The following is a 13,999-nucleotide window of genomic DNA, read 5'->3' on the forward strand; positions in this document are numbered from 1 at the left end:
GTTCAATGCGATCATTCAGTTATATCTATCTCGCGTTTCGGTCTGTGCGTGTGCACATACTGCGCTCCATTCTCGCAGTGACCGGCATTGTCATCGGCATTGCGGCCGTCCTGATCGTGGTCGCGGTGGCGGAGGGAGCCCGTGCCGAGGTTTCGAGACAGATCACCTCGCTTGGATCGAATCTGCTGCTCGTGCAACCTGGCGCGCAAGTCGCGCAGGGCGTACGACAGCAGGCGGGCACCATCCTTTCGCTCACGACGGGCGATGCAATCGCTGTCGCCCGCGAAGTGCCCGATGTTGTTATCGCGGCACCGTTCGTCGGCGAGCAGAAGACGACGATATCAGGAGACCTGAACTGGTCGACACTTGTTGCCGGTGTGACGCCCGTTTTTTTTGAAGCGCGCGGGTGGAGGCTTGCGGAAGGTCAGCTTTTCAACGATGACCAAGTCGCATCGGCCGCAAAAATAGCCGTCATTGGTCGTACCGTGGCGCGTGAGCTGTTCCGGGACAGTGATCCACTTGGCCGTTTTGTCCGTATTGAACGCTCGTCCTATCTCGTGATCGGAACGCTTGCCGAGAAGGGGCAGGATTTCACGGGGCGAGATCAGGATGACGTCATGTTCATTCCGCTGTCGTCGGCGAGAATCTTCGCCATTGGACGCAGTCAGGCCAATCCCGATGCCGTGCATTCGATTTTGGTGAAAACCGAATCCGCTCAGTCAATGCCCGCGGCAGAGACCGCGATTGCGCGCGTCCTGCGGCAACGTCACAAGATCGTCGGGCGCAAGGCCGACGATTTTCGAATTCAGAACCTCATTCAGGTCGCCCAGATGCGTGACCGAGCCTATCGCCAGTTTACGTTGCTGGTGTCCACGCTTGCAGGAATCTCATTGCTAGTCGGCGGCATTGGGGTGATGAACATCATGCTCGTGTCGGTGACCGAACGGATTAATGAAATAGGCATTCGACTGGCATTCGGCGCCCGACCGCAGGACATCCGTCGACAGTTTCTGTTCGAAGCGGTGCTCCTATGCACGATCGGCGGCCTGTTGGGACTGGCCGTTGGCTACGCATGCGCGCGCGTTGTTCCCGCCGCGCTAGGTTGGCCAACTGAATTCAACGAACGGATGGCGCTGATCGCGATCGCCTGCTCCAGTCTCATCGGCATTATCTTCGGTCTGCTACCCGCTCAGCGGGCGGCGCGTTTGGACCCGGCGGCGCTACTAAGGTCCGTGTAAGCGGTAACGCTCGACGCAGCTAAACGTCCGTGGCGCACCACTCTCGGCTCGCGCACAATACATGGCGATGATCAGGTCTGCGCCATGCCAATGACGTCTGGAGTGGCTCTTCGCGTCCGTACTGGGCCGTCTGTACCTGGTCTGCTTCTAGGGGCTAAGCAGACTGATCATCTCGGATGCGGCCGAACGCGGCTGCCGTCGTCGTGAACGGTGTAGTCGTTCGGAGCGATAAGGCGCAGGGTCAGCAAGTGGTCGACGAAGGCTCAGTGCTGTGTTTGATCGAGCGCTTTGAGCAACGCGTGCAGAAATGCGCTGGCATGGTCGTAGCTCGAACTGCCGTCAGCCACCGCGTGAGCGCGCAGGCAGAGTTGTTCGCCTATAGTTTCAGGACCAGTTGCCTCGGCGCACTCTGACCATAGATCGAGAAGGTCATCAGGAATATATCGGCTGGACATGAACAGGTGGAGCAGCCGAGACGCACCGTGGTGGTTTTCGTTGTGTTGCGCCGCGAATGCAAAGAGCGCGAACAAGCCTTTAAAATCATCACGGGATACTGCTCGCCTAGCCATGGAAATACTCCGACTGGAAACAGCATTCAGCAAATCAATTGAAGAATACTAGCTGGCTTTGTGTGTCCCAACAACGCAAGGAATCCTGTCGCATCGGACCGGGAAAATATCGCAACCTAAATGCGAAAATACCCCGTGGCCTTCAACCCTAAAGGGCTGCCGGGGCGCGCCGCTTGGCAATCGCCAGATATGAAACATCGTTAGTTTGAGACGGACCCGTTGAGGCAGTCTGTCCAAGAGCGAACTTACGGCGACGTGGTTGGGAAAAGATGGCGGATCGGGGCCGGTCGCACCGGTTCACAGAGCTGAGAAGCTGCCCGTGCACGATCGCCGCGATTGGACTCTTCGCGAGGCGCGTCGTCCTGGTATGATTGGCAATCTCTTTATTTTGGGCGGCGAGCGTCGGTCGCTGTTTTCGGGATTGGAGGCTCCTCAGGATGATTCCGGGCGGTTTCCCCCTCGAACTCGTCGGCGGCGCAGGCTTCGACGCGCTCGCGCAATACGGTGCGCAAGTGTTGGACCGCGGCTGACCGCTAGGAAATCAGCAAAGGCTCGGCGTCGCTGCCGAGCCTTATTGTTGAGCTCTGAATGTCGGATTTAGAAGTCCATACCCCCCATGCCACCCATGCCGCCGCCGCCCGGAGGCATGCCGCCCGCACCGGTGTTCTTCTTCGGCACTTCCGCCACCATAGCTTCGGTGGTGATCAGGAGCGCTGCGACGGACGCCGCGTTCTGGATCGCCACTCGAACCACCTTAGTCGGATCGATGATACCCTTGGAGACCAGGTTGCCGTATTCGCCGGTCTGCGAGTCGTAGCCGTACGAGTACTGATCCTTTTCGAGGATCTTGCCGACGATGACCGAGCCGTCCTCGCCCGCGTTGATTGCGATCTGGCGGGCCGGGTAGGACAACGCCTTGCGCACGATCTCGACCCCGGTCTTCTGGTCGTCATTTTTGGTGCGAATGCCCTTGAGGTGCTCGGAGGCACGCAGTAGCGCAACGCCGCCGCCTGGCAGGATGCCTTCTTCAACCGCCGCGCGGGTCGCATGCATCGCATCGTCGACGCGATCCTTGCGCTCCTTCACCTCGACCTCAGTCGCGCCGCCGACGCGGATCACCGCGACGCCGCCCGCGAGCTTGGCAAGACGCTCCTGCAGCTTCTCACGGTCGTAGTCCGAGGTGGTCTCCTCGATCTGCGCCTTGATTTGCGCCACGCGCGCTTCGATGTCGGCCTTCTTGCCGGCGCCGTTGACGATCGTGGTGTTCTCCTTGTCGATCATCACCTTCTTGGCGCGACCGAGCATATTGAGCGTGACGTTCTCGAGCTTGATGCCGAGGTCTTCCGAGATCGCCTGGCCGCCGGTTAGGATCGCGATGTCCTGGAGCATGGCCTTGCGGCGATCGCCGAAGCCCGGAGCCTTGACGGCCGCGACCTTCAGGCCGCCGCGGAGACGGTTGACGACGAGGGTGGCGAGCGCTTCGCCTTCGACGTCTTCGGCGATAATCACAAGCGGCTTGCCGCTCTGCACCACGGCTTCCAACAAGGGAAGTAGTTCATTCAACTGAGATAGCTTTTTCTCATTAATCAGGACGTAGGCATCATCCATTTCAACGCGCATCTTATCGGCGTTGGTGACGAAGTAGGGCGAGATATAGCCGCGGTCGAACTGCATGCCCTCGACAACTTCGAGTTCGGTCTCGAGCGACTTGGCTTCCTCAACGGTGATGACACCCTCGTTGCCGACCTTCTTCATGGCGTCGGAGATGAACTTGCCGATCTCCGCATCGCCATTGGCTGAAATCGTGCCGACCTGGGCGATTTCCTCGTTCGAGGTGACCTTCTTGGAGTTTTTGACGAGGTCGGCGACCACGGCTTCCACAGCCATGTCGATACCGCGCTTCAGATCCATCGGGTTCATGCCGGCGGCAACCGACTTGGCGCCTTCACGGACGATCGCAGCGGCGAGCACGGTCGCGGTGGTGGTGCCGTCGCCAGCCGCGTCTGCGGACTTGGAGGCGACTTCGCGCACCATCTGGGCGCCCATGTTCTCGAACTTGTCCTCGAGCTCGATCTCCTTGGCGACGGTGACGCCATCCTTGGTAATACGGGGAGCGCCGAACGACTTGTCGAGGACGACGTTGCGGCCCTTCGGTCCGAGCGTCACTTTTACCGCATTGTGGAGGATGTCGACACCGCGCAGCATGCGGTCGCGGGCATCGACTCCGAATTTGACTTCTTTTGCTGACATAGTGGGTTTCCCTGAGTTTTTGACTTGGTTTCACCCTTGATGAGGCGCTCGACAGGCGCTTGAGCGGTGGACTAGGCGGCCTTCTTCTTGGAAGACACGTCGGTGAGAACGCCCATGATGTCGCTCTGCTTCATGATCAACAGCTCCTGGGTGTCGATCTTGACTTCGGTGCCGGACCACTTGCCGAACAATACGCGGTCACCGACCCGGACGTCGATCGGGATCAGCTTGCCGGCTTCGTCACGACCGCCGGGGCCAACGGCGATGACTTCACCTTGGGAGGGTTTCTCCTTGACCGTGTCGGGAATGATGATGCCGCCAGCGGTCTTCTCTTCCGCGTCGATGCGCTTGACCACGACCCGGTCGTGAAGCGGACGGAATTTCATGCTCTCCTCCTATCTTCTAGTCGCTTTTTGAAATAGCAGTCGAAGCTAGCGAGTGCTGACCGCTCCGAAAATAAGCCGGCTTGGTCGGCAAACAAGACAAAGCCGCGAAGGATTTCGAAAATCCGTCGTCCTCACCGGTCCGCGGAGGGCCCATTCAGAGCCACCTAAAGGAGCCCCTGGAATCAAGTCTGGGCTGGTCGGAGGAAGCCGCTGAGGAAACTTTAGGCGGGCTTGTACCGTCTGCCCAGGTTGTTGTTTGGCTTTGCCATCCAAATGGCTAGCCGGGCAGGGTTGCGCGCGTCTGGATTAGCCTGTTCGGGTACAATGATGCCGCGTCCAACGGCAGTCTAGACCCGCGGCGGTACGCGGAGAGGCCGGCAAATCTTGTCCCTCTCGCCTACCCAGAGCACCTGGGATGCAGCGGAAAAGGAACTTTCTTTCTAGATTCTCTCCCTTCGCCAGTCCTGCTGCCAAACCCTGCTTGACTCTTCCAGCAAGGCCACGACGTACCTTATGAGCGTTGTCCTCGCGAGCGCCCTGCCTCTGCGTTCGTCACATAAGACGATCGATGATCCCAAGGAAGCGGTCGCAAGACGCCGCGAGACGCTTGTCAGGAGCTGTCGCGATGCCTAGCAGCAAACCGGATCGTGCGGAAGCTGCCTCCGCATACCAGGGCTATAGTGGAGCAGGCGCCAATCCGAACGACAGCATTTCCCTGGCGATGGAGAGGTCTGGTGTCCCGTCCGGCAATTGCATTAGCACCGCCAATCCAGCGATCGTTATGTCCTTGGCGCGTGGGCGAAGGGTCTTTAGCAACGCGTCGCCTCGCGCTGCATAGACACGCTTCGTACGTCGAAGATGCCGCATATAGTGGCCGTCACGCATGAATTTCGCAGTCGCGAGTTGCACAGACGGCCCAGGCGCCGGCGCGAGACACGCCGCGACCTCGGCGAACTGAGACGTCAGCGACGGAGAAGCGACCAGAAAGCCCAGCCGCAGGGTGGGGGTCAGAGTCTTGCTGAAAGATCCGATGTGAATGACGCGCCCGGCGCGATCGAGCGAGGCAAGTGCCGGTGTGGCCCGACCCTTCAGTTGAAGCTCGCTCAGATAGTCATCCTCGATCACCCACGCCCCTTTCTGAGCGGCCCAGTCGAGAAGGCGCAAGCGCCTCTCCAGCGACAACGTGCACCCGAGCGGCGCCTGCTGCCCTGGAGTTACAACAACCAGCGCCGCATCGGGCTCATGGTTCAGGCCATAACTGACATCAATGCCGTCCGCATCAACCGGGATTGGGGCGAGCGACAATCCTGCGAGCTCCAGGCCATGCCGGGTGATTGGGAAGCCTGGATCCTCCATCCAGACTCTTCTCCGTTCGAGGCCGAGCACACGGAGCGCCAGTCCCAAGCCGCTGCAGTAGCCGCCGGTGATGATGATCTGAGAAGCTGTACACTCGATACCGCGCGCGATAGCAAGATACGCCGCGATCTCCCGCCGTAGTTCCAGCTCACCACGAGCGTCCGGATATATCGCCGGCCCACTCATTTCCACGCGAATAGCGGACGAACGAATCCGGGCGACGAGCTTGGCGGGGAAAGTTTCATGCGCGGGCACGCCCATCTGGAAAATCGCCGGCCCCGCAGTGAGCTCCCGATACATCTCCATGAACGAGCCGGGATCGGCTGTTTCTTCCTGTCGAGCAGCAATGGAAGGACGATCCGCGACATGCGTTCCGGCCGCGCGGGAAGCGACGATGAGTTGAGCAGCGGACAGCTTTTCGTACGCCGATCGCACCGTGCCTCGAGCGACACCGAGTTGGGCTGCCAGGTCCTGCCAGGAGGGCAGACGCGCTCCCGGAGCGAGCACGCCGTTCTCGATGGCGGCCCTGATGCCTTTGCGGATCTGTTCGGCCAGGGGCGTCTTAGCAGATCGATCAAGCTCCAACCGCAGCGGCTTGGTCATGCCCCCTTGGTACACGATTTTTGTGCGTTCTTGGTGCTTTTTTCCGGACCAGAGCAGCCGCACCTATGCGGGATAAAGGAGAACACCACCATGAAAATACGATTCATCTTTGGCGCGGCTTTCGCTGCCGTTGCCATCGCCACTGCAACGCCTGCCGTCGCCCATGGCGGCGGCGAAACGGTCACGCCGCGCTTTCAACAGATGATCCCCAACATTCCCGGCAAGTCACTGAAGGCCATGATCGTCGACTATACGCCGGGCGGGGCGTCAGCTCCGCACATCCACGCCAAGTCGGCTTTCATCTTCGGCTACGTTCTGTCGGGAGAAATCGAGTCCCAGGTGAATGACGGACCCAGGCGGGTCTACCGCGCCGGCGAAAGTTTTTACGAGACGCCAGGCTCGCGCCATTCCATCAGCCGCAATGCCAGCAAGACCAGGCCAGCAAGGCTGCTCGCCGTGTTCGTCGTTGATACCGACGACAAGGAACTGACTACCCCGATCAAATAACACTTGTCATCAAGGAGCAAAAAATGAGCAAGCGTCTCGACTACAATCAGATTGCACCGACAGGCGTGAAAGCGCTCGGCGGCGTCTACGGTTACATAATGCAGAGCAACCTTCCACCCGCGCTGGTCGACCTGGTCTACCTGCGAATTTCACAGATCAACAACTGCGCGTATTGTCTCGACTCGCACACGCGCGACCTGCTCAAGAAGGGAGTGAAGATCGAAAAGCTGGCGCTGGTACAGGCGTGGAGGGAAGCCGGTAACCTCTTCGACGAGCGCGAGCGCGCCGCCCTTGCGTGGGCCGAAACGGTGACGCGCGTCGCAGAGACCAATGTGCCGGATGAAGCCTATCAGGCTGCCCGCGCTGTGTTCGGCGAGCGAGAACTTGTGGATCTGACGATCGCAGTTGGCTTGATGAACGCCTACAATCGTATTGCAATCAGCTTTCGGAACACGCCGCAGGCCGTACTCGGACAGTAAGCCTTGGAGGTGCCGGAACTCTTCTCCGCCGAGCTTCGTTCAGCCTCCAGATCACTTCTGCCTGCACGCTGATCAGGTAACAGGACGAAAGGACACACATCATGTCACACCGGATCAACGACAGCGCGATCGACTTTTTCCAGATCAACGAAGATATCGCGCTCAGAAGGATGGTTTTGCGTAACCCGGGGCGGAAGGGGACTGTTCTCTTCCTGCACGGGTTTCCGGAGACCCTGTACGCCTGGAAGGATATTGCCGCGGCTCTCGCCGATGACTACGACGTCCACGCTTTCGACTGGCCGGGCTACGGTCTTTCATCGAGGCCAGCGGTCGACAGGTTCTCCTATTCGCCGAAGGACTACGCGCATATTCTGGATCAGTACATCGTGAAAACAGGCATCGACACCTCGAGGCTCACGATCTACGCGACCGACATCGGAGCGCTACCGGCACTCCTGCTGGCGGTGGAAAAACCTGATATCGCAAGGACAATTATCGTTGGCGACTTCGCCCCGTTTGACAGGCCCCAGTTCATGTATGAGAGCCTGCAAGGCCTGAAGGCGGGGCCTGCAATGGATCAGATCCGCGCCAACATGAACAGGAATCGCGACGAGATCCTCGCAAACACCTTCACAAGAGGCTTGCCCAAGGAAGCGCAATTCGAAGTTACGGAGGAATTCAGGGACGACATGTCCCGCGGATGGAGCCAGGGCGCCATGACGACGGTAGACGCTTTCTCCCACTATTACTCGTACTTTACGCGGGACCAGGACCGTTTCGAATCGCAACTCGCCCGGCTTAAAACGCCGGTGAAGGTAGTTTGGGGCGAGAAAGACCTCTACATCAAGAAGGAGATGGGCGCAGAATTCGCCGAAAGAGTCCACGCCGAACTCGCGATTCTTCCCGGTATTGGGCACTTTCCTCACCTCCAGGATCCGAAGCAAACCGTCGATGAGGTTCGTGCCTCATTTCGATGACTGCGCAGGGGTCTATCTCCGCGCCCTGCGCCGATGAGCTTCGATCACCAAATGTAGAGACCGCTTCCGTCGGCCGTAAAGGCAGGGTTCGTGAATGCATGTCGCATCACTCATCAGCAATCGAGCTTGCCTGACATGCTCACGAGCTGCGCGCGAACGAAAAGTGGATGTATCTGGTGCGGTTTTTGGTACGGCGGTGTCACTGCAGGCACCGAGAACGAGGTAAGCTATTGATCACGGTGGTGGGCTCGGCAGGACTCGAACCTGCAACCAGATCGTTATGAGCGGCCGAAGATTGGTCAGATCCGTTGATCTCCTGCGGTTTTGTTCGGGTCCAAGTGCTTTCGTTGCGTTTCGTTGACGCCGGTTCTGGTACGAAGCTGGTGCGTGCTCCGAAACTTGCCTGAAGGCCCTAAGTCGGCGATTGGCAGCGTTTGGTGGTGCAAACCTTCGGACGAACTCGCAAGTTGCAGAATGGTCCGAGAGCGGACCAAATCGGCCATGATTGCTTTCACGATTGGCCTTTTGCGATCATTGCGGCACGGGTCTGGAGTCCGATCTAATCCGTCCATCCAGGCATGGGCCGGACGACGGCGCGCGCTTAATGGGCGCTTAATGCTTTTGCGCAACAGATAGATCACCAGCGCGGAATTAGTCCTAGTTACGAGTGCGAGCCGAGCTCCCGAGGAGGGGAATCGGATGGGACTGCTATTTGTCGGAGTGCTGGCAGGAGTCCTGATCGGCTTTGGCTGGTTCGCGCCGTCCCGGGGGTATTTCCTCGGGTGCGCGTCACGACCCTGTTTCGACAGGGGCGCTGTCGCCCAACCCGCGCAGCCAATGCCGACTGCGTTGGCGCCAGAGCTTGCGGTTGTCAGATCGAATTCCGCAACGCAGGCAAGGCCCGGCAAGACATCAACTCCGAAGAAACGCGGATCGACCGATCTTGCCAAAGCGGCGTCCCCGCGGACGAGGATCAGCGTCCCGGCACCCGAACGGACCGCGGAAATGTCGGATCGTGCTCTGGACAAGGCGAAGGTTGCGATCGCGACGCAGATGGGGGATCTGGAGACGGTCGAACTCAGCGACGTGAAGCGCGCAATGCGAAAGAACATGCTTGGACGCCGCGTGGATACGATTTGCGGGCGCGTGAAAGGAAGAAGCGCGTCAGGCGGCGAGACTGGAGAGCGGCCGTTTCTGTATCTCGTGAAGGAGGATGAAGCATACGTCGTCGACGGTAGGTCAGGGTCGGCGGCCTCAACGGCGTATCGAAATATCTGCAATTAGGGATGCGTCGACCGCGCCACCGCGCGGTACACGCCAAAATGATTTGAGCGGAAAGAATTTCCACCCAGGTGTCAAGTGATCCCGCAGTGGATGCGGCACTAAAGCGGAAATTCGTTTCATCTCGAGGGCATCATGCACGACATAATCAACACGTCAAAGCGGCTCAATGAATCGCTTCACTTGCCGGTTCTGGTGATCATCGAGCCGCTCGTGTTGCCTCGTACATGCATTCTGCACGTCCTCAGGAGGGAGTTGGACGAACTTGAGATCCTTGACATGGCAACGGTCCAAGGCCTGGACTGCACGTCAGCCCGCGATGTTCGTCTGGTGATGCTGAGTATCGCGGACAAGCCCATCGGCGATCCCTCGGTTGAGGACGATCTCGCCTTCGTTGCGGAGTGTTGTCCCAACGCCGCCACTGTTGTCCTCTCAAACCATGACGACGAACCGACCGTGCAGGCCGCGATGCAGCGGGGCGTGCGCGGCTTTCTTTCCACCTCGCTACCGATCGAGATCGCCATAGCAGGCCTGCGCCTTGTTCTTGTCGGCGGCGCCTACAGGCCGTTGCCCGTGGCCGGGATGAACAGGATAACGGATTTCGAGCCACCGGATGCGCGCGGGCTTGTGCCCGCATATCTGATTAACGAGGGAGCCAGAGTGGCTATCGACAGGAGGAGCGTGACCGATCTCACGCCTCGTGAGCAACAGGTTCTGGCGGAACTGGAGCTCGGCCTGCCCAACAAGCTGATCGCCGCCAAATTGGGCCTCTCGGAAAGCACAGTCAAAATGCACATTCAGCATATCATGAGGAAATGTGCTGCGCACAATCGCACGGAAGCCGTCCTCCGCTGGCGCGGCCGATTGCCCGCGCAGAGTCGCGATCACGACCCCGGTGCGGCTCTAATGCCGGAGACCTAAAGCATGATCCGGACCCGGAGGGCCGCGTTAACGCAAGGTGCGCAGCGGTTCTCCCTCGCGACAAACGCGGAACGCGTTTGCGTGGAGATCATGCTCCAACAACAACCTAAAGCGCGATGACGATTCATCCCAATCTCATCGCGCTTTAGTCCTCTCTGAATGCACCACGGAAGCTGTCGAGCAGGGGCCTGAGCGCGTAGAGAGCCACGGTGCCTCGCCCGGTCGTGATGAACACTTGAACCGGCATGCCGGGGACGATCTGGATGTCGTTTGCCGCGATCTGCCCATCCTCGATCCGGATCTTTGTCGCGTAGTATGGCTGGTCGGTACGCTTGTCGAGGAGCCGGTCTGCGGATACGTGCACGACGGTTCCCTTCAGGCGAGGCACGCGACGCTGATTGTACGGTACGAGGTGAACCTCGGCACTGAGGCCGGGATGAACCACATCGATGTCCTCGGGCCTCAGGCGCGCGGTTACGATGAGACGGTCTTGCCGGGGCACTAGGTCCATGAGCGGAGCACCTGCTCCGATGACACCGCCGGCTGTATGAACCCGCAGATCGGTTATCACGCCGTCCTCGGGCGCCTTGACCTCCGTTCGCGATAGCTGATCCCTGGCCGCAAGCAACCGCTCGCGGAGCTGGAATATCTGGTTCTGTGCTTCACGAAGCGACTGTGCGATCTCGTTCTGCCTCTCGCTCTCGAGCTTGAACAATGTGGCCTGCTGTTCGCTGATGACCTGCCCGGCGCGGGCAATCTGCGCGGCGATCTCGCCGCGGCGGCCCTCGACGTCGGCCAGCTCCCGCTGCAGGTTCAGAAGCCGCGGCCGCCGTTCGAGCCCCTTGTTGACGAGGGTCGCGACCATATCCAGTTCCTCCCGAACGATGTCGACCCGCTGCCCGGTGGCGGTTTCCTGAGCCTTGAGACCTTCGATCTCCTTCTCGACTTGATGCCTTCGTTCGCGAATGACCGCAAGCTGCGACTCGTGAACTTGCATGCGTGCCTGAAAAATGAACTGCTGCGCCGACACCGCAGCGGCGGCCACTCCGTTCTGCCTGCTGTCCTGTTCCAGCGCGTCCGGGATTGCGATCCTCTCGAATCTCTGCTGCTCGGCTTGAAGCCGTGCGGCACGAGCAGCTGCATCCCAAAATTGACCTTGGAGGCTTTGCATCTCCGAGCCGGCCCGGGTGTCGTCCAGCGCGATCAGCGTTTGGCCGCTGCGCACGATATCGCCATCCGAAACCAGGATCTTCCTGATGATACCGCCTTCCAGATGCTGGATCGTCTTGCGGCTCGATTCCGATTCCAGGACGCCAGACGCGATCGCGGCGCTTTCGAGAGGCGCGAGGCTCGCCCATGTACCAAGCCCCAGCATGAAGCAGAGCACCAGCAGATTGCCCGCGACGGTGATGCCGCGAAGCCTTCCGCGCGGAGAGGTCGGCGTGGGCGTCGAGCACCATGGAAATTCCAGAGGCTCGAAATCGTCGATTGCGGTCACCACGACGCCAAATCGCCGAGCGGGTGGGTGGGGCGCCGGCGCTCGCACGAGCTGGTCCCAGATCATGGGAAGTCTCGAGACGGCGGGAAGTTTCCAGATGGTGAGAGAGTTCCAAATCATGGCGCTATCTGTGAAGTAACCTGGGGTCGGCTCAGGTGCCGTTCAAAGATGTCCTCGCTGTCGCCGAACGCGGCGACCGCACCGTCCTCCATGATGGCAATCTTGTCCGTGGCGGCGAGAAGACCCATCCGGTGAGTGATGACGACAAGGATGACGCCTGCGAGCTTCATGCGCTCGATGGCATCCAGGAGCATTCGCTCGCCCCCGTAGTCGAGGCTGGCGTTGGGTTCGTCGAGAACGATGAGGCGTGGACTGCCGAAAAAGGCGCGGGCAAGACCGAGGCGCTGCCGATACCCGCGCGAGAAGGTTGCTTCACTCTGAACCACCGTGTCGTAACCCAGCGGCAAGCGCATGATCGCCCCATGGATACCGACGAGCTTGGCCGCTTCGATGACCTTCCGCCGATCGGCATCGTCAAGGCGTGCGATGATGTCGTTGATCGTGTCGCCGAGGAGGTTGATGTCCTGGGGGAGATATCCGAGGCGGTCGCCTTTTAGGCCCTCGCGAAACAGCGAGACGTCGGTATTGTCGAGGACGACACGGCCATGCGTTGGCATCGACAGCCCGGCGATCACCTGGCCGAGCAAGGACTTGCCTGACCCGGACGGACCGATGATGCCAAGGCATTCTCCGGGCATGAGGCTGAACGAGACGCCGTTCAGGAGCAGATGGTTGGTCCCCGCAAGCCTCACGTCAACATTGTCGACGACGAGGCCGCTTCGCGCCTGCAGCGGAGAAACCTCTGGGCTCTGCTGCCGGGCGACGGGGAATGCGGCGAGAAGTGCGCCGAGCCGCTGACAAGCGCTCACGGCCGTCACGAGCGATTTCCAGCCTGCGACCGCACTTTCGACCGGCGCGAGCGCCCGGCTGAACATCAGCGTGGAAGCAAAGATGATTGCCGGACTCTTCCCGTGATCGAGGACGAGCCATGCGGCAGCCCCCATGATCAGGACCTGCGACAGCGCGCGAACCGGCTTGGCGGCCAGTGAGACGATCTCGCCTCGCCGGAGTGCCACATCGTGCTCTCTGCGGGCGTGCTGCGCGTCACGGTGGATCATGCGCGCAGCGCTATCGAGCATTCCCATGGCGCGGATCATGTGGATGTTGCTCGCTGCAGTCTGGAGGCGGCCGCAGCTTCTGGATAGCGCGGCGCCGGATCTGAGCAGAACGTCTTCCGTGACCAGCTCTCCGGCAACCGTGAGCGCGAACAGGAAGGCGACGCAGCAGGCGCCCACCACGCCGAGCAGGGGATGGATCAGAACGAGGACAAGGAGGAACAAGGGCGCCCAGAGCGCGTCAAACAGCATCGGACATGCGCCGGATTCGACGAACTGGCGCAGCACGGTGAGATCCCGATATGCGCCCGATGCTTGCGTCCAATCGCTGCGAAGCGCCGATTCGAGGCCGGCCGAAATCACGCGGGGACGAAGGCGATCGTCGAGCCAGGCGCCGAGGCGTCCCAGGACGGCGCGCCGCAATGCATCAAAGACGCCGCCGACGACCACCGTGATCGCGACAATGAGCGTGAGCAGGAGCAACGTCTCGCCGCTCCGGCTCGACAACACCCGGTCGTAGATCTGAAGAAGATAGATGGAGGGCGCAAACAGAAGCAGGTTGTAGCTGCAACTATATGCGAATACGAGACCCAGTGGTCCCACACAGGACCGGAGGGCTGCGTGCAGTGGCGTCCGGACCTGCGGCAGGATGGGCAACCGAATGGGCGGCATCAGCATGATCGTCACCGCCTGAAATCGAGGTCCGGTGCACTTGACCGATGGCCAACGTCGTCTGCCAACGGTATCGTATCGGCGGGG

General features: G+C 60.3%; 11 protein-coding genes and 1 pseudogene. 6 read left to right on the plus strand and 6 right to left on the minus strand.

The genetic code is table 11. The features are described 5' to 3' along the window. Positions 1-5: 5 nt before the first annotated feature. A complete protein-coding gene (locus WN73_RS16690) occupies positions 6-1,238 on the plus strand; it encodes an ABC transporter permease (protein ID WP_161533497.1) in 1,233 nt (410 codons plus the stop codon). A gap of 263 nt (positions 1,239-1,501) precedes the next feature. Here the strand turns inward: WN73_RS16690 and WN73_RS16695 are convergent, their stop codons facing one another. From WN73_RS16695 to pdxR, 4 genes and pseudogenes are all read right to left on the minus strand, one after another. Continuing rightward, the gene (locus tag WN73_RS16695) at positions 1,502-1,807 is read right to left on the minus strand and encodes a hypothetical protein (RefSeq protein ID WP_133415035.1); all 306 of its coding nucleotides are present in this window, start codon (positions 1,805-1,807) and stop codon (positions 1,502-1,504) included. Positions 1,808-2,404: 597 nt separating this feature from the next. Further along, positions 2,405-4,057: a chaperonin GroEL gene (groL, locus tag WN73_RS16700; protein ID WP_271553841.1), complete on the minus strand. Its 1,653-nt coding sequence runs from the start codon at positions 4,055-4,057 to the stop codon at positions 2,405-2,407. Between the two features lie 71 nt (positions 4,058-4,128). Further along, entirely contained in the window at positions 4,129-4,443 is a 315-nt protein-coding gene (locus WN73_RS16705) for a co-chaperone GroES (protein WP_271553843.1), read from the minus strand. Between the two features lie 552 nt (positions 4,444-4,995). Next, positions 4,996-6,402: pseudogene (gene pdxR, locus WN73_RS16710) on the minus strand (MocR-like pyridoxine biosynthesis transcription factor PdxR). A 90-nt stretch (positions 6,403-6,492) separates the two neighbouring features. Between pdxR and WN73_RS16715 the strand changes: the two are divergent. From WN73_RS16715 to WN73_RS16735, 5 genes are all read left to right on the plus strand, one after another. After that, positions 6,493-6,909, plus strand: a complete 417-nt coding sequence (locus tag WN73_RS16715) for a cupin domain-containing protein (protein WP_271553891.1) — start codon at positions 6,493-6,495, stop codon at positions 6,907-6,909. A 23-nt stretch (positions 6,910-6,932) separates the two neighbouring features. Beyond that, positions 6,933-7,388, plus strand: a complete 456-nt coding sequence (locus WN73_RS16720; RefSeq protein ID WP_011089713.1) for a carboxymuconolactone decarboxylase family protein — start codon at positions 6,933-6,935, stop codon at positions 7,386-7,388. 101 nt (positions 7,389-7,489) lie between these two features. After that, complete coding sequence (locus WN73_RS16725; RefSeq protein WP_011089712.1) at positions 7,490-8,365, plus strand: alpha/beta fold hydrolase; 876 nt, start codon at positions 7,490-7,492, stop codon at positions 8,363-8,365. Between the two features lie 699 nt (positions 8,366-9,064). After that, positions 9,065-9,649 carry a hypothetical protein gene (locus WN73_RS16730; RefSeq protein ID WP_271553846.1) on the plus strand — a complete coding sequence of 195 codons (585 nt, stop codon included), beginning with the start codon at positions 9,065-9,067 and terminating at the stop codon, positions 9,647-9,649. A gap of 132 nt (positions 9,650-9,781) precedes the next feature. Further along, positions 9,782-10,567, plus strand: coding sequence for a response regulator transcription factor (locus WN73_RS16735; protein WP_039183898.1), 786 nt, complete (start codon positions 9,782-9,784; stop codon positions 10,565-10,567). Positions 10,568-10,712: 145 nt separating this feature from the next. Here WN73_RS16735 and WN73_RS16740 read toward each other — a convergent pair whose 3' ends face one another. Further along, on the minus strand, positions 10,713-12,131 hold the full coding sequence (locus WN73_RS16740) for an HlyD family type I secretion periplasmic adaptor subunit (RefSeq protein ID WP_271553849.1): 1,419 nt from the start codon (positions 12,129-12,131) through the stop codon (positions 10,713-10,715). Between the two features lie 50 nt (positions 12,132-12,181). Next, the gene (locus WN73_RS16745; RefSeq protein WP_271553851.1) at positions 12,182-13,918 is read right to left on the minus strand and encodes a type I secretion system permease/ATPase; all 1,737 of its coding nucleotides are present in this window, start codon (positions 13,916-13,918) and stop codon (positions 12,182-12,184) included. Between the last annotated feature and the right edge of the window lie 81 nt (positions 13,919-13,999).

The organism is Bradyrhizobium sp. CCBAU 45394 (assembly GCF_028128655.1).
GTDB classification, from domain to species: domain Bacteria; phylum Pseudomonadota; class Alphaproteobacteria; order Rhizobiales; family Xanthobacteraceae; genus Bradyrhizobium; species Bradyrhizobium diazoefficiens.

Excerpts from the sequence above, each read along its gene's own strand:
- WN73_RS16695 (WP_133415035.1), bottom strand. The coding sequence starts at position 1,807 with ATGGCTAGGCGAGCAGTATCCCGTGATGATTTTAAAGGCTTGTTCGCG.
- WN73_RS16720 (WP_011089713.1), top strand. The coding sequence starts at position 6,933 with ATGAGCAAGCGTCTCGACTACAATCAGATTGCACCGACAGGCGTGAAA.
- WN73_RS16690 (WP_161533497.1), top strand. The coding sequence starts at position 6 with ATGCGATCATTCAGTTATATCTATCTCGCGTTTCGGTCTGTGCGTGTG.
- WN73_RS16705 (WP_271553843.1), bottom strand. The coding sequence starts at position 4,443 with ATGAAATTCCGTCCGCTTCACGACCGGGTCGTGGTCAAGCGCATCGAC.
- WN73_RS16745 (WP_271553851.1), bottom strand. The coding sequence starts at position 13,918 with ATGCTGATGCCGCCCATTCGGTTGCCCATCCTGCCGCAGGTCCGGACG.
- WN73_RS16735 (WP_039183898.1), top strand. The coding sequence starts at position 9,782 with ATGCACGACATAATCAACACGTCAAAGCGGCTCAATGAATCGCTTCAC.
- WN73_RS16715 (WP_271553891.1), top strand. The coding sequence starts at position 6,493 with ATGAAAATACGATTCATCTTTGGCGCGGCTTTCGCTGCCGTTGCCATC.
- groL (WP_271553841.1), bottom strand. The coding sequence starts at position 4,057 with ATGTCAGCAAAAGAAGTCAAATTCGGAGTCGATGCCCGCGACCGCATG.
- WN73_RS16725 (WP_011089712.1), top strand. The coding sequence starts at position 7,490 with ATGTCACACCGGATCAACGACAGCGCGATCGACTTTTTCCAGATCAAC.
- WN73_RS16730 (WP_271553846.1), top strand. The coding sequence starts at position 9,065 with ATGGGACTGCTATTTGTCGGAGTGCTGGCAGGAGTCCTGATCGGCTTT.
- WN73_RS16740 (WP_271553849.1), bottom strand. The coding sequence starts at position 12,131 with ATGATCTGGGACCAGCTCGTGCGAGCGCCGGCGCCCCACCCACCCGCT.